Annotated in this window: 16 protein-coding genes; 12 read left to right on the top strand and 4 right to left on the bottom strand. The window is 67.0% G+C overall.

The features are described 5' to 3' along the window. Positions 1 to 20: 20 nt before the first annotated feature. A complete protein-coding gene (locus CMC5_RS48340) occupies positions 21 to 902 on the bottom strand; it encodes a radical SAM protein (RefSeq protein ID WP_050429489.1) in 882 nt (293 codons plus the stop codon). Between the two features lie 332 nt (positions 903 to 1,234). Between CMC5_RS48340 and CMC5_RS05870 the strand changes: the two genes are divergently transcribed. The 4 genes from CMC5_RS05870 to hemL are packed head-to-tail and all read left to right on the top strand — an operon-like array spanning position 1,235 to position 7,075. Then, on the top strand, positions 1,235 to 2,449 hold the full coding sequence (locus CMC5_RS05870) for an LA_2272 family surface repeat-containing protein (RefSeq protein WP_156338251.1): 1,215 nt from the start codon (positions 1,235 to 1,237) through the stop codon (positions 2,447 to 2,449). A gap of 58 nt (positions 2,450 to 2,507) precedes the next feature. Further along, positions 2,508 to 3,044 carry a peptidylprolyl isomerase gene (locus CMC5_RS42115; RefSeq protein ID WP_050429486.1) on the top strand — a complete coding sequence of 179 codons (537 nt, stop codon included), beginning with the start codon at positions 2,508 to 2,510 and terminating at the stop codon, positions 3,042 to 3,044. A gap of 45 nt (positions 3,045 to 3,089) precedes the next feature. Next, entirely contained in the window at positions 3,090 to 5,741 is a 2,652-nt protein-coding gene (locus CMC5_RS05860; RefSeq protein WP_050429485.1) for an MGH1-like glycoside hydrolase domain-containing protein, read from the top strand. Between the two features lie 50 nt (positions 5,742 to 5,791). Next, positions 5,792 to 7,075 (top strand): glutamate-1-semialdehyde 2,1-aminomutase, encoded by a 1,284-nt coding sequence (gene hemL / locus CMC5_RS05855; RefSeq protein ID WP_050429484.1) that lies wholly within the window; start codon positions 5,792 to 5,794, stop codon positions 7,073 to 7,075. A 131-nt stretch (positions 7,076 to 7,206) separates the two neighbouring features. Here the strand turns inward: hemL and CMC5_RS05850 are convergent, their stop codons facing one another. After that, complete coding sequence (locus tag CMC5_RS05850) at positions 7,207 to 8,814, bottom strand: FG-GAP repeat domain-containing protein (RefSeq protein ID WP_245678319.1); 1,608 nt, start codon at positions 8,812 to 8,814, stop codon at positions 7,207 to 7,209. Between the two features lie 254 nt (positions 8,815 to 9,068). Between CMC5_RS05850 and CMC5_RS05845 the strand changes: the two genes are divergently transcribed. The 4 genes from CMC5_RS05845 to CMC5_RS05830 all read left to right on the top strand — a co-directional run bounded on the left by CMC5_RS05845 (position 9,069) and on the right by CMC5_RS05830 (position 12,833). Continuing rightward, the gene (locus CMC5_RS05845; protein WP_156338249.1) at positions 9,069 to 9,647 is read left to right on the top strand and encodes a hypothetical protein; all 579 of its coding nucleotides are present in this window, start codon (positions 9,069 to 9,071) and stop codon (positions 9,645 to 9,647) included. 25 nt (positions 9,648 to 9,672) lie between these two features. Further along, positions 9,673 to 11,169, top strand: a complete 1,497-nt coding sequence (gene gcvPB / locus CMC5_RS05840) for an aminomethyl-transferring glycine dehydrogenase subunit GcvPB (RefSeq protein WP_050429481.1) — start codon at positions 9,673 to 9,675, stop codon at positions 11,167 to 11,169. A 192-nt stretch (positions 11,170 to 11,361) separates the two neighbouring features. Further along, positions 11,362 to 11,673: a hypothetical protein gene (locus tag CMC5_RS05835; protein WP_050429480.1), complete on the top strand. Its 312-nt coding sequence runs from the start codon at positions 11,362 to 11,364 to the stop codon at positions 11,671 to 11,673. A gap of 170 nt (positions 11,674 to 11,843) precedes the next feature. Continuing rightward, complete coding sequence (locus CMC5_RS05830) at positions 11,844 to 12,833, top strand: class I SAM-dependent methyltransferase (protein ID WP_050429479.1); 990 nt, start codon at positions 11,844 to 11,846, stop codon at positions 12,831 to 12,833. Here CMC5_RS05830 and CMC5_RS05825 read toward each other — a convergent pair. Further along, positions 12,830 to 16,648: a serine/threonine-protein kinase gene (locus tag CMC5_RS05825; RefSeq protein WP_082362267.1), complete on the bottom strand. Its 3,819-nt coding sequence runs from the start codon at positions 16,646 to 16,648 to the stop codon at positions 12,830 to 12,832. The genes CMC5_RS05830 and CMC5_RS05825 overlap by 4 nt on opposite strands. 245 nt (positions 16,649 to 16,893) lie before the next feature. On the opposite strand from CMC5_RS05825, the gene CMC5_RS05820 reads away from it, so the two are divergent. Genes CMC5_RS05820 through CMC5_RS05805 form a run of 4 tightly spaced genes read left to right on the top strand, consistent with a single transcriptional unit; the run spans position 16,894 to position 20,808 of the window. Continuing rightward, positions 16,894 to 17,955, top strand: coding sequence for an ABC transporter ATP-binding protein (locus tag CMC5_RS05820; protein WP_050429478.1), 1,062 nt, complete (start codon positions 16,894 to 16,896; stop codon positions 17,953 to 17,955). Next, positions 17,948 to 18,856, top strand: coding sequence for an ABC transporter permease (locus CMC5_RS05815; protein ID WP_050429477.1), 909 nt, complete (start codon positions 17,948 to 17,950; stop codon positions 18,854 to 18,856). The genes CMC5_RS05820 and CMC5_RS05815 overlap by 8 nt, the downstream gene beginning before the upstream one ends. Beyond that, positions 18,853 to 19,671, top strand: a complete 819-nt coding sequence (locus tag CMC5_RS05810; protein ID WP_245678317.1) for an ABC transporter permease — start codon at positions 18,853 to 18,855, stop codon at positions 19,669 to 19,671. Before CMC5_RS05815 ends, CMC5_RS05810 begins: the two co-directional genes overlap by 4 nt. 3 nt (positions 19,672 to 19,674) lie before the next feature. Further along, positions 19,675 to 20,808, top strand: coding sequence for a polyamine ABC transporter substrate-binding protein (locus tag CMC5_RS05805; protein WP_050429476.1), 1,134 nt, complete (start codon positions 19,675 to 19,677; stop codon positions 20,806 to 20,808). A 185-nt stretch (positions 20,809 to 20,993) separates the two neighbouring features. Here the strand turns inward: CMC5_RS05805 and CMC5_RS05800 are convergent, their stop codons facing one another. Next, positions 20,994 to 22,220 (bottom strand): deoxyhypusine synthase family protein, encoded by a 1,227-nt coding sequence (locus CMC5_RS05800; RefSeq protein ID WP_218920231.1) that lies wholly within the window; start codon positions 22,218 to 22,220, stop codon positions 20,994 to 20,996. Positions 22,221 to 22,299 lie beyond the last annotated feature (79 nt).

The raw sequence follows: 22,299 nt of genomic DNA, 5'->3' as shown, positions 1-22,299 counted from the left end.
CCGCGGACCTCGCGCGGGGATCAGGTCATCGCACGGACTTCACCGGCACCGTGCACGGCGATGTAGTCCTGGCGCAGGCCGGGACAGCGTCCGACGTGCTGACAGCCGGTGCACCCTTCGGGTTTCACGCCGCCCGCGAGGCGCGAGTCCTTCAGGTCGAAGACTTCGTCCGGGGTCACGACGGTGACCAGGTCGTCGCCCGGGTGGCGGACGTGCTCCTCGTGGCCAGGCAAGAAGCAGCGTGGGACGTGCAGGGACCAGACCTCGTAGCCGCCAGCACGGGCGTCGTCGCAAGCGCCGCGGATCTCGGTGGCGACCTCGGAGAGGCGCGGGAGCTGGTCGACGTTGCCCTGGTTCTGGTCGGTGAGCGAGACGAGCCAGAGGGCGAAGCGGCGGAGGCCCTGGGCGCGCAAGGAGGTGATCCAGGGGCGGAGGTCGCGGTAGGTGTCCTCCTTGAGGATGAGGTCTGCCACCGGGTCGAGGCCGCGCGCGACGAGATTGTCGAGGGCCTTCCTCCGCAAGTGGGCCGTGTCGAGGCGGCGCACCGTGCGCTCGTAGGCGGCGTCGCCGAAGGCGTGGAGCGAGACGTTGAACTGGTCGACGCCGCACGCGATCAGGTGGTCGAGGTACTCGGCGTAGGCGTAGCGCAGGCCGTTGGAGGAGACCTTGACGTGCGCGAAGCCGCGCTTCCGGGCGTAGCGCACGAGCGCGGGGAGATCGGGGCGGATGGTGGGCTCGCCGCCGGTGAAGGCGATGTCCGCGAACCCCCGTGCCGCAGCGCGATCGATCTCGCGCACGATCCGGGCGCTCGGGAGCTCGCGCCGCCGCATTCCCTCGGTGATGGTGCAGTACGAGCACGCGAGGTTGCAGTCGTAGCCGAGGACGACATCGAGGAGCGGCACGTCGCCAGGGATTGTAAGCTCGCTGGCGCACCGTGACATCCCACCTCCGCATGTTCGTCGGATCCCCTGGAGCGCCCAGGCTCCGTGCACGCGCCGTCGGCCTCTCGGTCATGCTGGTCACTGCGGTTGCCGACGCTCAGGAGAACCCAGGCCCGCCGCGCTCTCCGGGAGTGTCGGCCTCGGGTCCCCTGCCCTCGGTAGCGCCGCCTGCCACCAGGCCGCCTGCCTCCGCGTCAGCTGCGCCCGAGTCGCCTGCCTCCGCGTCAGCTGCGCCCGAGTCGCCTGCCTCCGCGTCAGCTGCGCCCGAGTCGTCTGCGCCCGAGCGACCAGCCATGGAGTCGCCTACCACCGAGCGACCCTCCACCGAGCGACCCGTCACGGCGCCGCCGACCCCGGAGCCACCCGCCTCGACGTCAGAGGTCATGGAAGCGCCGTCCCATCCTCCGCCAGCGCCAACAGCCTTCGACGAGGCCGCTGGCGCAGAGGAGGAGCGCGCCAAGGGAGCGCCCGTCGCGCCCGCTGCGAAGCGCACGCCGACGCACCAGGGGGTGGCGTACGGCATCGACGTCGGAGTCCTGAATCGGCAGGAGAAGTTCGTCGGACTGGTGCAGCTCGCGCTCTACGCGAACGAGCCCCTCCGTGCCTACAGCGCACTCTTGCTCGGCGTCGGCAACGCGCCCGAGCACTTCGTGGGTGCCGCGGAGGTGGCGCTGGTCCTGAACGGGAACGAGTCGTTCCGGGGTGGGATCGCGGTCAGTCCGTTCAACATGATGCACGACTTCCGAGGGCTCTCGCAGGTGAGCGTGTTCGCGGGAGAGACGCGCTCGTTCAAGGGGGTCCTCAGCCTGGCCGGTGGGTATTACAGCGCCCTCGACTTCGTGGGCGGGCTGCACGTGGCGCTCGTGACCGAGAGCAAGCGCTTCACGGGGCTGGCGCAGCTCGGGGCGGTCAACCTCGGCAGCTACGGGGAGATCGGCAGTAAGGCGAAGCCCGACGTGGACTTCGTCGGGCTGGTGCAAGGCGGTCTGTACAACGCGCACGGGGGCACGTTCCGGGGGATGGTGCAGGTGGGCGTCATCAACCGGGGGGCGTGGCTCCAGACGGGCGCGCAGGTCGGCCTCTGGAACGGGGCGGAGGCGGAGGGGTTCGAGGGTGGGCTGCAGGTGGGGCTCTTGAACCGCGCCAGGGATCGGTTTGCAGGCGCCGCGCAGGTCGGTGTGGGGAACCTGGTCGACGAGAACTTCGAGGGCGCGTTCCAGGTCGCGGTGGTGGTCAATCGGGTGGGAAAGGCGTTCGCGGGGGCCGCGCAGGTCGCGCCGATCAACCTGGTGGAGGCGATCCAGGGGGCGCAGGTCGGGGCGTTCAACCTCTCGTCGTCGCAGCAGGGGCTGCAAGCTGGCGTCGTCAACGTGGGCGGCGAGATGCGCGGGGTCCAGGTCGGGCTCGTCAACCACGCCAGGCGCCTGCGGGGCCTGCAGCTCGGGCTCTTGAACCTCTCGGGGGATGGAGGGCTCCCGTTCGTTCCCGTGCTCAACCTGGGTCTGTGACGATCGCGCGCCTGGACGCTTGCGGGCCGCCGGATCGCGGGGCAGTCTCCGGGCCTCGATGCGCCGTCTCCTCTCCCGGGCCCTCCTCGCCGTCCACGCCGCGCCGTCCGCCGTGGCGCTGGCAGCGTGCGTCTTCACCTTGCCCGCTTGCTCCACGCTCGCCACGTCGCCGGAGTGGGTCGGTGGCGGGTTGATCACCTCGGCGCCGATCCGCGAGGCCGAGGAAGAGGCGGCCAGCGAGCGGGAGCGGCGGCGGCTCGCCAGCCAGCCGCAGAAGATCGGCGCGCGGCACGTGCTGATCATGCACAAGCAGTCGAAGAGCCGCGCCGACGAGATGACGCGCTCGCGTGACGAGGCGAAGAAGCTGGCGCAGGAGGTGCTGCTGCAAGTTCGCGGTGGCGCGAAGTTCGAGGAGCTCGTGGCGAAGTACAGCGACGAGCCCGGGGCCGGCGAGCGCGGGGGAGACCTCGGCGTGTTCGACCGCAACACGATGGTGAAGTCGTTCTCGGATGCGGCGTTCTCGCTGAAAGTGGGCGAGATCAGCGAGGTCGTGGAGAGCCCCTTCGGCTTCCACATCATCCAGCGCACCGAATAGCAGGGCACGAATCGGGCGAAGCTCGGTTAGCCTGGCCGGGCGCTCATGGAACAGCCCGATCTCGCACCGACCGCCGAGCATCAGCGCCTCGAAGAGGCACGCCTCCGCCTGCTGCGCTGGAGACACTGGGGGCCCTACCTGGCCGAGCGCGCGTGGGGGACCGTGCGCGAGGACTACAGCCGCGATGGGAGCGCGTGGGATCACTTCCCGCACGACCACGCCCGCAGCCGAGCGTACCGGTGGAACGAGGACGGGCTCGGTGGGATCTGCGACAGGAACCAGATCCTGTGCCTCGCCGTCGCGCTGTGGAACGAGCGGGATCCGATCCTCAAGGAGCGAGCGTTCGGTCTCGCTGGGCCGGAGGGCAACCACGGCGAGGACGTGAAGGAGATCTACTACTACGAGGACGCGACGCCGACCTCGAGCTACCTGCGCTACCTGTACCGCTATCCGCAGCGCGCGTTCCCGTATGCGCAGCTCGTGGAGGAGGGGCGTCGACGCTCGACGCGGGAACCCGAGCTGAACCTGGAGGATCTCGGGGCCTTCGACGAGAGCCGCTATACGGACGTGACGGTCGAGTACGCGAAGCGCGACCCGAACGACATCTTGATGGTGATCACCGTGGAGAACCGGGGGCCGGAGGCAGCGCCGATCCACGTGCTCCCGCATGTGTGGTTCCGCAACACGTGGGCCTGGTCGGAGCCTGCGGGCGAAGCGCCGGAGCTCAGCGCGCTGGAGGGTCACGAGGGGGCGGTGGCGCTGCAAGCGAAGCACCCGTCGGAGTTCGGGACGCACTACGTGTACGTGCAGGGGTCGCCGGAGCTGCTGTTCACCGACAACGAGACGCACAACGAGCGGCTGTTCGGGAGTCCGTCGCGGTCACGCCACGTGAAGGACGCGTTCCATGACGTGGTGGTGCGGGGGGACCGGGACCGGGTGAACCCGGCGCGGCGAGGAACGAAAGCAGCGAGCTGGCATCGCTTCGTCCTGCCACCAGGGGGTCGAGAGCGGATCTTGGTGCGGTTGACGAAGGAGCCGCACCGCGATCCGTTCGCGGGGAGCGAAGCGCTGCTGGCGCAGCGGCGTCACGAGGCGGACGAGTACTACCGGCATCTGCAGGGCCCGGAGATCTCGGACGAGCGCCGCCTCATCCACCGGCAAGCATCGGCCGGGTTGCTCTGGAGCATGCAGTTCTACGCTTACGACGTCGATGTGTGGCTGCGGGGCGATGCGATCCCACCGCCTGAGGAGCGGCTCGGGGGGCGGAACGCGCACTGGCGGCACCTGTCGATCGCGGACGTGATCTCCATGCCGGACGCGTGGGAGTACCCGTGGTTCGCAGCCTGGGACCTCGCGTTTCAAGCGGTCGCGCTGTCGTCGATCGACATGGAGCTGGCGAAGGGGCAGCTCAAGCTGCTGGTGAAGGAGTGGTACCAGCACCCGAACGGGCAGATCCCGGCCTACGAGTGGGAGCTGTCGGACCTGAACCCGCCCGTGCATGCGTGGGCGACGTTCCAGCTCTACAAGATCGAGCGCGCGCAGCGGGGCGTCGGCGACAAGGTGTTCCTGGAGCGGGTGTTCCACAAGCTGCTGATCAACTTCGCTTGGTGGGTGAACCGGCGCGATGTGCAAGGGAACAACGTATTCGAGGGGGGGTTCCTCGGGCTCGACAACATCTCGCTGTTCGATCGGAGCGCAAAGCTGCCGCCCGGGATGCGCCTGGAGCAGGCGGATGCGACGGCCTGGATGGCGATGTACTGCCTGGACCTGATGCGCATCGCACTGGAGCTGGCGCAGGACAACTCGGCGTACGAAGATCTCGCGAGCAAGTTCTTCGAGCATTTTCTCCGCATCGCGTACGCGCTGCACCACGCGGAGGATGGGCGGTTGCCGCTCTGGTCGGAGGAGGATGGGTTCTACTTCGACGTGTTGCTGGAGGGGAAGCGGAGCCAGCACCTGAAGATTCGCTCGTTGGTGGGGCTCATCCCGCTGTTCGCGGTGCACGTCATCCCGCCTTCGGTCTACGGGCACCTGGCGAATTTCCGGCGGCGGACGGAGTGGTTCCTGGAGAAGAACCCCGAGCTGGCGGAGGCGATCACCGTGCGGCCGGATGGGCGGAAGGTGCTGAGCGCGGTGCCGCTGGATCGGCTGAGTCGGGTGCTGGGGCATCTGTTCAACGAGGCGGAGTTCCTGTCGCCGCACGGGCCGCGGTCACTGTCGCGGGAGCACGCGACGCAGCCGGTGCGGCTCGATGGGCGGGGGCCAGGCTACGAGGTGGCGTACGAGCCAGGGGAGGCGCCGGACCGGATGAAAGGCGGCAATTCGAACTGGCGGGGACCGGTGTGGTTCCCGATGGGGTACTTGCTCTACCGGTCGCTGCAGCGGCTGGACCACGGATTCGGCGACATGCTGACCATCCCGCCGGTGAGTGGCTGCGGTGGGCGGACGCTGCGCGAGGGCGCCGACGAGCTGGCGCGCCGGATGATCGCGATCTTCGAGCGCGATGGTGCGGGGCGTCGGCCAGTCTATGGGAACAACGCGCTCTTCCAGGACGATCCCCATTTCCGGGATCGGATCCTGTTCTTCGAGTACTTCCACGGGGACTCGGGCGAGGGGCTGGGGGCGGCGCACCAGACTGGCTGGACTGCGCTGGTGGGGGACATGATCCTCCGGCTCGCGCGGGAGCACTGTCCCTAGGCGCACGGGCGCCTGGCTGCGCCGCGGTGCCCCTGCTATCCCCGATCGCCATGAGCGATCGTCCTGCTTCCCAGGCCCTGTTCGAGCGCGCGAGCGCCGTCCTCCCCGGCGGCGTGAACAGCCCGGTCCGCGCGTTCCGCGCGGTGGGTGGTAGTCCCGTGTTCATCGCGCGCGCCAGCAAGGCCCGCCTCATCAGCGCCGATGGCGACGAGTACATCGATTTCATCAACTCCTGGGGGCCGGCGATCCTGGGTCACGGTCACCCGGCGGTGATCGAGGCGGTGCGCGAGGCGGCGATGGGAGGGCTGTCGTTCGGGGCGCCGACGGCGCTCGAGGTGCTGTTCGCGGAGCGGCTGCAGAAGCTGTACCCGAGCCTGGAGAAGCTCCGGTGCGTGTCGAGCGGGACGGAGGCGACGATGAGCGCGCTCCGCGTCGCACGGGGCTTCACGGGGCGCGAGGTGGTGGTGAAGTTCGAGGGCTGCTACCACGGGCACGCAGATCACCTGCTGGTGAAGGCGGGCAGCGGGCTGGCGACGTTCGGGGTGCCGGATTCTGCGGGGGTGCCGGAGGCGATCGCGCGCTTGACGTTGACGCTGCCGTACAACGATCCGGAGGCGCTGCGCGCGGCGTTCGCGAGTCGTGGGAAGGAGATCGCGGCGGTCATCCTGGAGCCGGTGGTGGGGAACATGGGGTGTGTCCCGCCCGAGCCAGGGTTCTTGCAGCTGGTGATCGATCTGTGTCGGGAGCATGGGGCGCTCTCGGTCTTCGACGAGGTGATGACGGGGAGTCGTCTCGCCCCGGGAGGCGCGCAGGAGCGGTTCGGGCTCCGTCCCGACATGACCACGCTCGGGAAGGTGGTGGGTGGAGGGATGCCGCTCGCCGTCTACGGGGGGCGGGAGGATGTGATGCGCACGGTGGCGCCGCTCGGGCCGGTGTACCAGGCAGGGACGTTGAGCGGGAATCCGGTCGCGGTCTCGGCGGGCTTGGCGACGCTGGCAGAGCTGACGCCAGCGCTGTACGAGCGGCTGGAGGTGCTCGGGGCGGCGCTCGAAGAGGGGCTGCGCGCGGCCGCGCGTGACGCGGGGGTGCCAGCGTGCGTGCAGCGGGTGGGGTCGATGATCACGCTGTTCTTCCGCGAGGGGCCGGTGCGCTCCTGGGCGGAGGCGTCGGGGAGCGATACGAAGCGCTTCGCGAGGTGGCACGGGGAGATGCTGGCGCGGGGGATCTACTGGCCGCCGTCGCAGTACGAGGCGGCGTTCCTGTGCGCGGCGCTCACGGACGACGACATCACGCGGACGGTCGCAGCTTGTCGCGAGGCGCTCGCGGCGACGTGAGCGGGAAGCGACGCTGACGAGTGGTGCCCCGGCCAGGCCCCCATGCCGCCAGGGGGGTGCCGCTTCCAGCCGGCGGCCTGCAGGCCCGCGCAGCGCGTGGGCCTCGGTGGTTCAGGCGGCCTGGCGAAGCCTCAGGGGTCGCGGACCCAGGCGTTGCGGTAGAGGTTGCCGCGGGCGGTGGGCCAGAGGAGGCAGCCGGTGGTGGAGCTGGCGACGCTGTAGACCAGCACCGCGGGCTCGCCGGAGTCCCAGGGGGTCTCGCGGGTGGAGACCAAGATCTCCACGGTGCCGTCGCCGTCGACATCGGCGAGGGTCGGGACGGCCATGGAGCCGAGGCGGGGGAGCTTGACCTGGTGCAGGATGCTGCCGCCTGCATCGAGGATGAAGAGGTCGGACTGGCCGCCCTGTGGGGAGTAGGTGGCGAAGACGATCTCGGGCTTGCCGTCGCCGGAGAGGTCACCGACGACGACGCCGCCAGTGAACACGTCGGGGCGGTTGGTGTAGGTGACGGCCCAGAACTCGGTGCCGTCGGCGCGCACGGCGTGGATGCGGCCGTCGAAGCCGGCGTAGATCATCTCTTTGCCACGGGCGCCATCGATGTTGGCCACGGTGACCTGGTTGGTCATCGCCACGATGTTGCCGTCGAGATCCCAGAGGCCGCCGAGGTACTCGTCGGAGTGGAAGGGGGTCTCGAAGCCGGGGAGGCGCGTGGCATCATGGCGCACAACCCAGAGGCCGACGCCTTGCTCGCGGCGGTCCTGTCCCGCGTTCTGGACGCTGGCGAGCAGGATGACTTCGTAGGTGCCGTCTTCGTCGATGTCGGCGATGGTCGGCGCGGTGTTCGTGAAGTGGGCCTGGAGGTCCGAGGACTCGTCGTCCGCGAAGCCTTGCTGGGCGAGGCGGAGGTCGTGCAGGTAGCGCACGCCGAGGGTCTTCGGGCGGTCCTCGAACATGGGGTTCGAGTCGAAGAGCTCACCGTTGCCGCGGTAGAAGCCGGTGTAGGCGTTGTCCTGCGTGGCGACGATGTCCTGTCGGCCGTCGCCATCGAGATCGCCGACGGCGAGGTTCTGATCGTAAGCGCCAGCGATCCAGCAGTTCTCGCGCACATTGCAGCCGATCGCGCCAGCACCCGCCGGAGGGAAGCCGGCTATCGTGTCGCCACCCGCAGTGTAGGCCGTGAGGATGTCGGGCTCGTGGCGCGTGCTGGCGACGATGACGTCGAGCTGGCCGTCGTCGTTGACGTCGCCGGCGGCGACGCTGCGGAGCTCGTACTGCCACTCGCGCGGCCAGCCAGAAAGGACGTTGCCGTCGGAGTCGAGCATCCAGACCTGACCGCCACCCGCGAGGACGATCTCCAGGCGCTCATCGTCGCGGAAGTCGGCGACAACAGGGCTCGACCAGAAGCGCGGCGCAATGGAGGCCGCCTCGTCGAAGCGCCACCGCTCGTTGCCCTCGGCGTCGAAGACCGTGAAGTAGCCAGCGCGAGCGACGAGGATCTCGTTCACGCCGTCCCCGTCGAGGTCTGCGGCGACCGGAGAGCTGAGCCAGCCGCTCTCGTAGCGGCGATCCATCAGCTCCATGCGAAGCTCGGGCGCAGAGACGGTGGCGGAGCCTCCTGCCACGACGCAGGAGGGCGCATCCGGCAGCGGCTTGGAGCCACCTCCTACGGGGTTGTCGCGGTTCCGGTCACCATCGCCGTCACCTGCGCACGCCGTCGTTCCCAGGGCGAGAGCTCCCAAGGCGAGAGCGATGACCTCACCGATTCGCGGGAGGCCTGGGATCCAACGAGCGTGTAGGATATTTCTGCGCATACTGGCAAGCGTATCGTGGGCTCTTTCCCCTTGCGAGCCTGATTGTCAGCGGAAGAACCCCCGCATGACGGGGACGGGAAGCGGGGTTCGCACCGGAACGGTACGCACCTCTCGGGTCGGGAAAGACGCACCGACATCGCCCCCTTCAGACGTCGGGGCAGCTGGTGCTAGGCTCCGCCGCCATGAACAGATCTCGACGGCTATGGATCGCCGTGGCCGCTGGCGCCTTGATCTTGGGCCCGGCCGCGCTCGGCTGCAGCACGACGTCGGCCCCGAAGACGGCAAAGATCCAGGCGGGCGACATGCCCGACGGCGCCGACTGGACCGGCGTCTATTACAACGAACTCTACGGTCACCTTCACATCATCCAGGAAGGCGACAAGGTGGATGGGAAGTGGCAACGCCCGCAGCGTGAGAAGTGGGGCGAGCTGCACGGCACGGCGACCGGCAACGTGCTCCGGTTCGACTGGATCGAGTACAAAACCGGCGTGGTGGGCCCGAACTCACAGTCGAGCGGCAAGGGGTACTTCAAGTACACGCGGCCCGAAGGCGAGAACGTCGACGATCGGATCGATGGCGAGATCGGCGACGGGAAGGACGAGGTCGGGACCGGCTGGGACGCGATCAAGCAACGCAACGTGAAGCCTGATCTGGCGTCCATAGGCGGGACCGGCACGGGGGATCTCGGCGGCGGCGACTGGGACCAGGAGAACAAGGAGGAGGGCACGCCCGAGCCCCCCGCACCTCCCTCCGGCGAGTGACGACGATTTCTAAAAGGTAGATGTGATGAGCGAGCCTCAGCCGCGTGGCATCAAGTTTCGTGAGCCCCCCGTGTTCGAGCGTGGCGCGCCAGGTCGTTCCGGCGCGTCGCTGCCTCCCCTCGACGTACCCGACGTGGATCCGGCTGCGCTCTTCGGTGCGCTCGCGCGGAAAGAAGCGGCCGGTCTGCCAGAGGTGAGCGAGCCGGAGGCCTACCGACACTACCTCCGGCTCTCCCAGTGGAACTTCTGCATCGATTCGCAGCTCTTCCCGCTCGGGTCGTGCACCATGAAGTACAACCCGAAGATCAACGAGTGGGCAGCGCGAATTCCTGCGTTCGCGAGCCTGCACCCGTTGACGCCAGAGGCGCTGAGCCAGGGCTCGCTGGAAGTGATGTGGCGCCTGCAAGAGGCGCTCTGCGAGATCAGCGGGATGGATGGCTGCTCGCTTCAGCCGTCCGCCGGCGCGCAGGGTGAGCTGTGCGGGCTGATGATGATGCGGGCGTTCCACGAGTCGAAGGGTCGCTCGCCGAAGAAGGTGTTCATCCCGGAGAGCGCGCACGGGACGAACGCGGCGAGCTGCACGTTGAACGGGCTCGTCGCCGTCAAGATCGAGAAGAATGCGGACGGGATCACTCATCCGGAGCAAATTCTCGCGGCGATCGAGCGCGAGGGCGGTGACGGCGATGTGTTCGGGCTGATGATCACCAACCCGAACACGCTGGGGGCCTACGAGACGCACCTGCCAGCGATCTGCAAGCTCATCCACGACAAGGGCGGGCTGGTCTACGGGGACGGGGCGAACACCAACGCGATCATGGGGCGCGCGCGGCCAGGGGACGTGGGGATGGACGTCATCCACATCAACCTGCACAAGACGTTCACCACACCGCACGGCGGTGGGGGACCCGGTTCGGGTCCAGTGTGCTTCAAGAGCCATCTGGAGCCCTTCCAGCCCACCCCGGTCCTGATCCGCAGACCGGAGGGTGGCTACGGGTGGGACCACGAGCGGCCCCTGAGCCTGGGGCGCCTGCGGGCGTTCACGGGGAACTTCGGCATGTTCATCCGCGCGTACGCCTACATCAGGGAAATGGGAGGCGAAGGCCTGACGATGGCCAGCACGCTGGCCGTGCTGAACGCTCGTTACCTGTGGGCCCGGCTGAAGGACCACTACCTCGCGCCCGTGCCGCAGCCCTGCATGCACGAGGTGGTGCTCTCGGACAGCCAGCTGGAGCGCGAGACGGGCGTGAAGACGCTGGACGTGGCCAAGCGGCTCCTGGACTACGGGTTCCATGCGCCGACGGTGTACTTTCCGTTGGTCGTGCCCGGAGCCTTGATGATCGAGCCCACCGAGACGGAAACGAGAGAAACGCTGGACGAGTTCGTCGAGGCGATGGTGTCGATCTTGCGCGAGGCGCGCGAGACGCCCGACCTGGTCAAGCAGGCGCCCCACAGCACCGTCGTCGGACGGCTGGACGAGGCGCGCGCTGCGCGTCAGCCACGGTTGCGCTGGACGCGCGACTGATGGTCTTCAGCCAAGGTGAAATGAGGATTGCGTCACGGCGCGAAAGGGCCGACCAGCTCGGCTGGTCGAGCTCATGTGGTGACGTCTTTTGCGGCAAAGTTCGCCGGATCCCAGCGAACATGCCTAGAATAGGATACTGGAGCCCCGCGATGAGGCGGTGCTCCGGACCGTTTCCTTGAGGGCGAGCGAGGCGTGCCGGTTACCGTCGACAACTCGGGCGACATCGAGACCTTCTGCCAGAACTCTCCGGTATCGGTGGGCGATCCGATCAGGCTCGTCTTCCGGGCGTACGAAGAGGCGACAGCGCCCTTCAACGTGAGGATCCGTTCCCCCGGGGGCAAGGTCATCTTCGAGCGCGTTCTGCGCGAGCTGCCGACAGGGCAGCCGCAGAGCGCTCCCGCGGTGGAATTCAGTGCATCGGCGGCCGGAGAGTACCGCCTCGAGATCAAGCAGCTCTATGGCAAGCAGCGAGGCGAAGCCGTGCTGCACGTCAGGTTGAGCTGAGCACGCGCTGCGAACAATCAGTCTGCTCAGCAACGATCTTGCGGCGGTGTCGCGGCGCTCGTTGGTGTGTCGATTCGTGCGGAATTCATTGCGCAAAATTGACCATCCAACGGTAAGTCGAGCAACACCGGGTCCTTCGCTTGACACCAAGTCATCGAGCATGTTGCGCTGTGACCAAGCCGATGACGCTGGACAACAAAGCCCCCTGCACCACCCCTCCGCCGTCTGGAAACCCAGCGTCGCCGCTCGGATTTGCAGCCGACGACTTGCCGCCGGACTCGGAGATCGCCCCGTCGCAGGAGGTGCTCTTCGACTCGCAGATCTGGAAGCCCGATCAGTACGCGTCGATCTACTACCCCGTTGATCAGATCGGCTCGGAGAACCTCGCGCTCCTGGAGTGCGAGGTCGAGATCTGGAAGCGCATCCGGAATCTCGAGGCCGAGAGCGGAGCGCAGCGCGCGAGTGAAGGCTTGTCGCAAGAGGAGCTGGAGGCGCAAGGGCCGCGCTCGTCGGTGTTCCCCGGCGTCGACATGGTCGTCATCGGTGGGGGTGGGACGCTCTGGGATCTCCCTCCCGCCGCGCCCTACGTGAGCGGCATCTGTTACACCGATCCTCACGAGAACAGCCGCACGCTGATCCAGCAGTACCTCAACAACAAGGACGACCGGCGCTGGGACTCGTACATCGCGAGGACCCTCCAGTTCGAGGGGGAGACGGAGCTCTCGTCCCAGGCCATCAGGGAGCGCGATACGGTGATGCGGAAGCGCATCACCAGCCTGACCTCGTGCGACATTCGCCGTCGACCGCCGGTCGATGTGGGCCCCGGCGGCGTGCGCATCGTTTCGGCGCACTTCGTCATCGAGGCGCTCACGAACAACCGCGCCGCGTGGCGGCGGTTGATGAGGAACACGGCCTCCATCGTGGGGGACCGGGGCTACATCATCATCGCGTCCGTCGGCAGGGCCAAGGAGTGGCGCTCCACGGTCTCCGACGAGAAGAAGCAGCCGGCGACCTACGTCACCGAAGAGGACATCGAGTCGGTGCTCAACCACCTGGGGTTCGATGTCTTCTTCATGCGCTGGATCCCTTCGGAGGAGGCCAACGCCGACGAGTATGCCGGGATCATTTCGTGCGCAGCCCGTCGGAGAGCGCGCGCTTAGGCGGCGGGTGGAACATGGTCGCTCCTTCCAGGCGTTCCATCAGACGCAGTGGAGGGCGTGGCCAGCAGGGGAAGCAGCGTCGCCGTGATCCTGGCTGGATCGGCCACGCAGCGCTCACGAAGCGCGCGATCGCCCCGCAGGATCACGGCGGCTCCATCAGAACCTTCCGTCAGTTCACCGCTGCGGCGGAGCGCAGCAGCAGCATAGAGTCCCATCCCAGCACGTTCGAACTCGTCACTCGCCTGAGCGAAGTGTCGGGAAGCGCCAGCGTCGTCGCCTCGGGCAGCCAGGAGCGCTGCTCTCAGGGTCATCGCCAGCGCGTCCGCCCACGTGGCTCGCTCTGCGTCGAGCCGATCGGCAGCGCGGGTGACCTCGACGAGCGCCAGCTCTCGCTCGAGTGGCCCCCCAGCGACGAGGAGGACGGCGCAAGCGCGCAGGTGGATCATGGCGATGCGCACGGACTGGATCAGCAGCGCGCCCGAGGCTTCCAGGCTGGACCAGCGCTCGCTGAAGAGGCGGTGCACGGCCTGTCCTTCGCCGGAGTAGAACGCGATCTGAGCCCGCGCCAGCAGGTCGAAATAGCTCTGCAGATGATATCCGGCTCGGGACCAGCTCCGGATCGCCGCCTGGGTCTCGTGCAGGGCCGTCTCGGGTTCTCCACGCAGGAGCCAGAGGGCGTTGCCCTGAGCCGAACGCACGCTCGCTTCGAGGTAGCAGTCGCCCCGCTCACGGGCTTCTTGCAGGTAGGCGGGGACGCGCCGGGCCAGCTCTTGCCCGTCACCCTGATACCAGAGGGCCCAGATGGCGTAGAACTGCGCGGCGCCGCGCTCCCAGGCGACGCCGGTGCATTGCTCGCGGAAGATCTGCTCTGCCTCGTCCAGCCGCTTCCGGGCGTGGGTCCAGTGGCCGAGATGGGTGGCTGCGACGCCATCCGCGAGCCGCACCAGCCCGCGCGCATGAGGGCTCCCGAGGGTGTCTGCGAGCCCGTTCGCCCGCGCGATCAGCGCGGCGACCTGCTCTGCCTTGCGGAGGCCTCGAGGGCCCGGGACCGTCTCTCCGGCGAGGTAGGCGGCCTCCATGGCAATGGCGCGGGTGACGCGGTAGGGGTCACCGGCTTCGAGTGCGAGGCGCAGGCTCTGCGCTTGAAACACAGCCCCTTGCCTCGGATCCACGATGGCGAGCCCGAGCGCCGCCGACCAGCAGACGTCGATGCGCGCGAGTTCCTCGGCGGGGATGGTGCTCACGTCGCGGGGGGTGAACTCGAGGCCACGCTCGCGAAGCGCTGCCCTCCGCGCGAACAGGGAAGCTTCCGTGACCTGGATCGTGTCCAGCGAGCCGAGGCCTGCCGCCGTGAGGACCGAGCGGAGGGCGGCGAGGCCCGCGGCGACATACCCCGCACGCAGCAGGCTCTGGGCCGCACGTCGCCCGAGTTCGAGGGCTTCGGCTGGAGGAGCGCCCTCCGAGGCCGCCATGTAGGCCTCGGCGGCTTTGACGCCTTGCCCCGCGCTGCTCAATGCGCTCCCGAGCCGGAGAAGCGCGGAGCGGCGCCCCTCGGCGTCCGCCGGGAGCAGGGTCACCGCGGTGCGGTAGAGCTGCGCGGCACGCTCGAACGCGAGCGCCGCCTCGGCCTGGGCTCCAGCCTGCAGCGCGTAGCCTGCGGCACGCACGGGATCGCCCGCGGCGCGCCAGTGGGCGGCAAGGGCCGTGAGATCGAAGCGACGTGTGGCCTCGAGCGCCTGGGCGAGCCGGCCATGCAGCTCCCGCTCGGCGTCTGGGTTGAGCGCGGCGAGGACGGCATCGCGGATGCGGCTATGGAAAGGCTCGATGGTCTCGTCCCGGCCTGCTCCGCCCACGCGAGCGAGGTTGGCTCCGCGCAGGCGAGCCACCAGGCGCGTCACCTCGCCGAGGTCCGCGCGCGCAGCGCGGGCTGCGGCGTCCAGGTGGAGGGGGATGCCTGCGATCGAGGCCAGCTCGAGCAGCTCACGGGAGCGGGCGTCGAGGTGAGCGACGCGCGCGCCGAGCACGTCATCGAGCCGGGTGGGGACGTCCTGTTCCTCGTGGGAGAGGCGATACCGGACGAGCACGTCGATGAACAGCGGGTGGCCTCCCGACTCCTCGGCCAGCGCCTGCACGCTCAAGGGGCGTCGAAGCACAGCGCCGCGCAGCATGACGGCACAGAGCGCTTCGGCGTCATCGGGGGGCAATCGCGCCAGGGCGAGGTGATGGACGGCATCTCCTGGCAAACCGATGCGACGTCCCAGCCTCTCGGCGTCGATGCCGGTGCCAGGGCGCGCCACGCCCACCAGGAGCAGGCGGCGTCCCTCCTCGGGACGCATGATCTCCGCGAGGAGCGCGAGGCTGTCGGCGTCAGCCCACTGCAAGTCGTCGATGGCCAGCACCACGGGCGATCGCCGGCAGAGGGCGCTGAAGAGCGCTCGGATCGCTGCAAAGGTCAACCCACGAAGCTCTGCTGGATCGATGACGCGAGGCGCTCCGTCGGCGGCGTCGATGGCGTGTACCTTGCGAAGCACTGGAAACGCAGCGCCGAGGAGGCCCGCGTCTGGTGGGAGAAGCGCTCGGGCTTCAGCCTGCGGGAGCGCGGCGAGGTGGAGGCTGAGCGCATCGATCATGCCGTCGACGGCCTTGTACGGGACCGATTCGCGTTCGTGACAGCGCGCCGAGAGGATGAGCGCCTCCCCCGTGATCCGCTCCAGGAAGCGCTTCAAGAGCGCGGTCTTGCCAACGCCGGACTCCCCCGCGATGAGCTGGGCCACGGCGCGACCGGTCCGTGCGACCTCGAACCCCCGCTCCAGTTCGTCGAGTTCCTGGGTGCGGCCGACGAACATGTTGCGGATGGAGGTCGTGGGCGCATCTTCGTCGGGCTGCTCGATGTGAAGGCGACGCAAGACTTCCCGGCAGCTGGGGCGGGCGAGAGGGTTCATGTGCAGCAGCTCGACGCAGATCTGCTCGAGGTCCGGCGGCAACCCGAAGGCCAGCTGGCCAGGTGGCGCCGGAGCAACGAGTCGCTTCAAGCGCATCGCCATGGCCGGCGAGCTGCGGAAGGGGTACTCCCCTGTGAGCGCAAGATGGAGCATCACCCCGACGCTGTAGAGATCCGCTCCAGGGCCTGCTGGGCTACCATCGATCTGCTCGGGAGCGATGAAGTGGGCAGTCCCTGCGATCGGATCATCACGGCGCGGGGCACTCGTGTCGGCAAGGAGACCGAAGTCGAGAATGACGACGCGCCCCTCGGCATCCACGAGGACGTTGGAGGGCTTGATGTCGCGATGCACCTTGTGCGCATCGTGGAGCATGCTCAGCCCGCGCAGGAGCTGCCTCATCGCGTCGCGCAACCGCTTCTCGTCGAAGCTGGGCCGCCGCGACGAAATCCTGGGCACGCCAGAAGGAGAGATGGCAGGGGCGTCCGCGCTGCCGTCCGCGGTCGTCAGCCCAGGCGCAGCGCCACGCAACGAGCTCGGCGGCTCGACATCACCTTCCTCGTGCTGTCGGACGTACACGATGAAGTCCACGCCACGGACCAGCTCCATCGTGAAGAAGAGCTGTCCGTCTTCGTCATGAAGTTCGCCCAGGCTCACCAGGTTGAGGTGGTGCATGTCCTGCAGCGACCTGAACTCCGCCTTGAACCGAAGGCGCGCCTCGGGATCCAGGGTGCGCAGGAGCTTGAGCGCAACGCGACCGCTCCGCTCGCGATCGAAGGCCTCGTAGACCACCCCCGTCCCGCCGCGCCCAATCCGGCGTACGACCTCGAACCGTCGCGTTCCGGAGAATTCGGGCCTCGGGCTCCCGATGGACATACCCTCCACCAAAGCACCGCCCTGCGGATCCGACAAGCTGTCGCCAGGCCCGTCAACGCGCAACCCGCCCACGCACAGAGAAAAAGCCATTGACTTCCGGAAGGCGTCCATGCTTTGCGTTGGAGCCCGCGGATGGATCGACCGTCAGGTCGGCCCTCCCGGGCGCCGCAATCGACGAGCGGCAACACCGCAATCGACCCAGGGCGCCAAACGCAAGCTCGCCCCCATCCCCAGGCCAAGCGTCGGTGCAAACTCCCACCTCGAGCGCCTCCGCTTCTGAATTCAGCCTGGCGGTCGAACACATTCGCAAATCGTTCGGCTCGGTCCAGGTACTTGCCGACGTGTCGTTCGATGCGCGTCAGGGCGAATTCATCACGCTGCTGGGGCCATCGGGCTGCGGCAAGACGACGCTCCTGCGCATCATCGCCGGGCTGGAGCGGGCCGATGCAGGTCGCGTCGTCGTGGCCGGCCAGGGGGTGGATCACCTCCCTGCGAATCGGCGCTCGGTGAACACCGTCTTCCAGAGCTACGCCCTCTTCCCGCACCTCACGGTCTTCGAGAACGTCGCTTTCGGTCTCCGGTCACGTCGAGTTCCGTCGCCCGAGGTGAATACACGGGTGCAGCAGGGGATGGAGATGCTGCGCATCGCAGACTTCGCGCGTCGCCTCCCCCACCAGCTGTCAGGAGGCCAGAAGCAGCGGGTCGCCCTGGCACGCGCGCTGGTGAACCAGCCTGAAGTCCTGCTCCTCGACGAACCCATGTCCGCGCTGGACGCCAAGTTGCGCGCCGAGGTTCAAGTCGAGCTCCGTCGTCTCCAGCGCTCCCTTGGCAAGACCTTCGTCCTCGTCACGCACGATCAACACGAGGCCATGACCGTCTCGGACCGCATCATCGTGATGAACCGAGGTAAGATCGAGCAGCAAGGTCCGACCGTCGAGGTGTACGAGCGACCTCGTAATCGCTTCATCGCCGAGTTCTTCGGCGCAGCGAACCTCCTGTCGGCACAGCGGTGCGGCGAGCAACGGGTGATGACGCCCGCTGGAGAGCTGTCCGTCCGGCAAACCCCCTCGTGGGAGTCGGGGACCGTGGCCATCCACCCCGAATGGATCGAAATCTCCGACGCTCCGCCGGCCAAGAACGGCGTGCAAGCTGTGGTTCGAGAGAGCATCTACCGCGGCGATCACGTCGAGCTGATCATGGAGCCAGGCCCTCTGCGGGTGCAGGTGAGTCCACGCCTCCGCGCGGAACCGGGCAGCACGCTGTGGCTCTCCCTGCCTGAAGAACGGCTGGAGGTGCTGGATGACTGATCGAGAGGTCTCCTACGGCAACCTGACCACGCGCCGGGCCCTGTTCACGCAGGGTGCATTGCTGCTCTTTGGTGGGCTCGGCTGGCTTGCCTCCTTCTTGCTGCTGCCCGGTCTCATCCTCGTGCTGGTCGCATTCCTCCAGCGCGACACGGATGGAGGCGTCACCTGGGCATTCAGCCTGGACTCGTTCCGGCAGCTGTTCGGGTTCACTTCGACCGGGCTCAGCTCCGCCAACCTCTGGATATTTCTGCGAAGCATCGCGCTCGCGGTGTTCACGACCGTCATCTCCGTGGGGCTCGCGTACCCCATGGCATTCTTCATCGCGAACGCCCAGCCACGACGGCGGCTCGTCTGGTTGTCGCTGGTGGCGATCCCACTCTGCACGAACCTGGTCATCCGGACTTACGCCTGGAAGCTCCTTCTTTCAGCCCGACTGCCGCCGGCTCGGCTCGCCGCGACGATGGGGTGGATCGAAGCGGGCAGAGACCTGCTTCCGAGCTGGTTTGCCGTCTGCATCGGGATGATCTCCGCGGCGCTCCCGTTCGCCGTCATTGCGCTGTACCCGAGCGTGGAGCGACTCGACCGATCCCTGATCGAGGCAGCTCAGGATCTCTATGCCTCACCCGTACGGGTTTTCTTTCAGGCAATCCTGCCGCAAACCGTCCCCGGCTTGAGCGTCGCCGTTCTTCTGACGTTCGTCCCGGCGATGGGCATGTTCGTCATTACCGACATGCTCGGCGGGGCGAAGCACTGGCTGGTGGGGAACCTGATCAATCATCAGTTCGGCCCGGGGAGGAACGTCCCGTATGGTGCCGCGCTGAGCCTCGTGCTGATCGCGCTGACCCTGGTGGGCGTTTACAGCTCACGCCGGCAGCCAGGACAGGGCGCGGAGGTCCTGTGAAACGGTGGGGCAAGCTCACCCCCATCGCCGTCTGCGTCGGCTTCCTGCTCCTCTACGCGCCGCTGATGGCGGTGGCGTTGTACTCGTTCAACGCTGCCGAGAAAGGCTCGGTCTGGGCGGGGTTCTCCTTGCGCTGGTATGCCCAGCTGCTGGCAGATCCCGAGACGAACCGGCGCGCCTGGGAAGTCCGCGAGGCGACGATGAATACGCTCGTCCTCGGCGTCACGTCGACGATCGTGTCGACCATTCTGGGGACGATGCTGGCGCTCGGAATGCAGCGCTTCCCATGGCCCTCGTCGGTGAGCAAGCTTCTGCAAATCGCCGTCGACGTCCCGGTGATTACTCCAGATATCATCGTCGCAGCAGCATTGATCGTCGGATTCAATTTGCTTCGATTCGTGTCGCCTTCATTCAATCTCGGAATGTCGGCGATGATCATTGGCCACGTGACGTTCCAGATTGCCTTCGTGGCGCTCGTTGTTCGAAGCAGACTCGTCTTGATGGGTCCCACACTGAGTGAGGCTGCACGCGACCTCTACGCGAGTTCCTGGTACCACTTCCATCGTGTAACGCTGCCGTTGCTCTGGCCTGCGATCGTTGGTGGCGCGATGCTGGCGTTCACTCTGTCGCTGGACGATTTTGTCATCAGCTTCTTTACATGCGGGCCAAGCTCGTCCACACTTCCAATCTACGTCTACCACTCGCAAATGCGAGGCCTCCGTACGGATCTGTTTGCGGTGTCTACGCTGCTCGTACTGGGGACCGTGGTACTCGTACTCACCCTGGAACGCCTCACCCGCTGGAAGAGGGACTAGGTTATGCAGCGAAAGCACTACAAGCCAGCCGCAGTCGCTGGGCTCGTCAGTCTCTCTGTACTGGCTGGCTGCAGCAACAAATCCAAAGAAGAAACGCGAGCCCCGTCGGATACGGCGGCTGCCGGCTCGACGGCGACAGCGAGCGCGAAAGCTCCTACCGAGGTTTCGCTGCTGATTTTCGCAGAATACATCGAAGACAAGATGGTCACCGACTTTGAGAAGTCGGCCGATGTACGATTGCGGATCACGACCTATGAATCCTCCGAGGAGATGGAGACCAAGCTCTCCTATGGAGGCGCCGACAGTCAATATGACGTCGTCGTTGCCGCCAGCTGGGCGACACCACGCCTCGTGCGAAAGAATCTCCTTCGCCCGCTCGACCATTCGAAGATCCCCAACCTGAAGAACCTCGATACGCAGTTCTCGGGTCCGAACTTCGACGAGGGCAACAAGTATGTGGCCCCGTATCAGTGGGGCACCGTCGGGCTCATGTACGACAAGAAGAAGCTGCCCAATTTCGAGCCTTCCTGGGGCGCAATCCTCGATCCGAAAAAGGTCGCCGGCACCTTCATCTTGCTCGACGAGATGCGGGACATGTTGGGCGTGACACTCAAGTACAAGGGATACTCGACCAACACGACGAATCCTGCAGAGGTCCGGGAAGCTGGAAAGGTGCTGCAAGAGGCGAAGGCGAATTCCAAGTGCCTGGGCTTCAAGGGCGGCGTCGGCGCAGTGCAGGACGTCAAGAGCGGCTCGGCAGACATCGCTGTCGTCTGGAATGGCGACGCCCTCAAAGAGGTCAACGAAGACAAGGATCGCCTCGCTTTCGTCACCCCCAACGAAGGTGGGGTGATGTGGATCGACGCGATGATGATGACCCGACGCGCCCCGAATGCTGAGGGCGGCTACAAGTTCATCAACTTCATCCTCGAGCCGGAGGTCGGTGCTCGGCTGAGCGCGTTCACCCAGTATGCGACCCCGAACGCTGCAGCGAAGGCTCATGTGCCGCAAGAGGATCAACAGAATCCGGCGATGTACCCGCCGGCGGCACTGTTGCCTCGCTTGGAGTACCACCGTGATCTCGGGGAGAACGTGAAGCTGTTCGACGAGACCTGGACGGCGGTCAAGGCGCACTGACGCGCAGCAGCCCTCCTCTCTCTTGAGCCCCGGAAACAGCCCGCGGCGACCCCACTGCCGCGGGCTGTTCGCTCATCAGCACGCTGAAGTCTCGCCCCCGTGCCCATCCCTGCAAGGGCAGAGGAAGGGAGCCCTGGAAGATTTCGAGAGCGGCCCCGCAGCGCTTGCCGCGGGGCCCGTGCCTCTCACTTGGTCGTACCTGCCACGACCGTGGGAGACTGCAATGTGCTCAACAGCCAATCCCCGTTCTTCTTGACCTCGGCGAGCAACCGCTGCGAGAGCGCTTCCCGGCGCTCGAAGAGGCGATAGCCTTCGCGCGGGCGCAGGTACCCACGTGCCTTGGGATGCTCGCGGAAGAGAGCTTCTTCCCCCATCCGCTCCGCCCAGCGGGCGTAGCGATCGCGATTCTCCAGAAGCGCCTTCACGAGGAACGGCATCAGCGCCGAGTAGTCGGCCTGCATGCCCTCGGTCGTCTGAACGTAGGTGTCCCGGTCTACCTTGCCCCAGGTAACGGCCTCGCCGGGAGTGCATGACGACAAGGAGCCATCCGTGGGAGGTGCCGTGACGATCTGGACATCGAAGCGGTAACCACTGATGTCGGGCAGACCCAGAACCTGCCCCAGAGCTGGCTCGGGCTGAAGATTGAAGTTCTTGGGAACGCCACCGCCGAGGATGATCGTCCCAAGCGCTTTTATCGGGCTCTCGAACAGGCCCCAATAATGGTAGGCGCATGCCTCGAAGACCTCGGCGTGCAAATCGATGTCCAGCTCATAGTGGTCGATGATGCCCGCTTGTTTCATTGCCCACAGCTTCATCGAGTTCAAGAACACGCTGCCATCCGCCGTGGCCCCCACGAAGATGGGAATGGCCATGTCATGGCACGTCGCCAGCAACCCTCGCGGGAGGCTGTGCTTGCGCTCCTGCTGCGCGTAGATGCGCCCGAGCAGGAAGCGTAGCTCGGTCCCGGTCATCTTCTTCTGGAACTCGGGCTGGGCCAGATGGGCCGTGAGAAAGGTGTCCTGATCGAGCAGGACGTCCTCCGGAAATGCCATGTCCGTGACGCGGATCATGCGCTCGTCACGCAGCGCTCCATCGTCGCCGAAGATCGGCACCTCACGAATCGCACCCTGCCGGTGCGCGTCGAGACTCCGATGGCCATCGTGGTAGCACACCGCATCGGTCGTGCTGAGGTAGCCGACCCATCCGGTCTCGAGCAGCGGGATGAGCCAGGCCTGGTGCTGTCCGGACACCGTGACAGGCCCCGCAACCGCGAGGGTCATCGGACAGCCGCTTCCAATCGCTTCGTCGAGGATCGTATAGATGCGCCGCAGGTATGCGCCGCCGAAAGCGGGCAAACAGCTCATGAAGATCTCGCCGAGCGTATTGCACTCGTCCACACGGCGGACCTCCACCAGTCGACCTGACGTCGAAGCGGATTGGGTCTGCCCGGGTTCTCGGCAAGGGGTACTGGATGACATGGGCGATATATGC

Source organism: Chondromyces crocatus, from assembly GCF_001189295.1.
In the GTDB taxonomy this organism is placed as follows: Bacteria; Myxococcota_A; Polyangia; order Polyangiales; family Polyangiaceae; genus Chondromyces; species Chondromyces crocatus.
The sequence above is the reverse complement of the archived record's forward strand: the minus strand, read 5'-3'. Positions and strand labels throughout refer to the sequence as shown.

Coding starts and splice junctions, on each gene's coding strand:
- CMC5_RS05870 (WP_156338251.1), top strand. CDS start 1,235: ATGGAGTCGCCTACCACCGAGCGACCCTCCACCGAGCGACCCGTCACG.
- CMC5_RS42115 (WP_050429486.1), top strand. CDS start 2,508: ATGCGCCGTCTCCTCTCCCGGGCCCTCCTCGCCGTCCACGCCGCGCCG.
- CMC5_RS05860 (WP_050429485.1), top strand. CDS start 3,090: ATGGAACAGCCCGATCTCGCACCGACCGCCGAGCATCAGCGCCTCGAA.
- hemL (WP_050429484.1), top strand. CDS start 5,792: ATGAGCGATCGTCCTGCTTCCCAGGCCCTGTTCGAGCGCGCGAGCGCC.
- CMC5_RS05845 (WP_156338249.1), top strand. CDS start 9,069: ATGAACAGATCTCGACGGCTATGGATCGCCGTGGCCGCTGGCGCCTTG.
- gcvPB (WP_050429481.1), top strand. CDS start 9,673: ATGAGCGAGCCTCAGCCGCGTGGCATCAAGTTTCGTGAGCCCCCCGTG.
- CMC5_RS05825 (WP_082362267.1), bottom strand. CDS start 16,648: ATGTCCATCGGGAGCCCGAGGCCCGAATTCTCCGGAACGCGACGGTTC.
- CMC5_RS05815 (WP_050429477.1), top strand. CDS start 17,948: ATGACTGATCGAGAGGTCTCCTACGGCAACCTGACCACGCGCCGGGCC.
- CMC5_RS05805 (WP_050429476.1), top strand. CDS start 19,675: ATGCAGCGAAAGCACTACAAGCCAGCCGCAGTCGCTGGGCTCGTCAGT.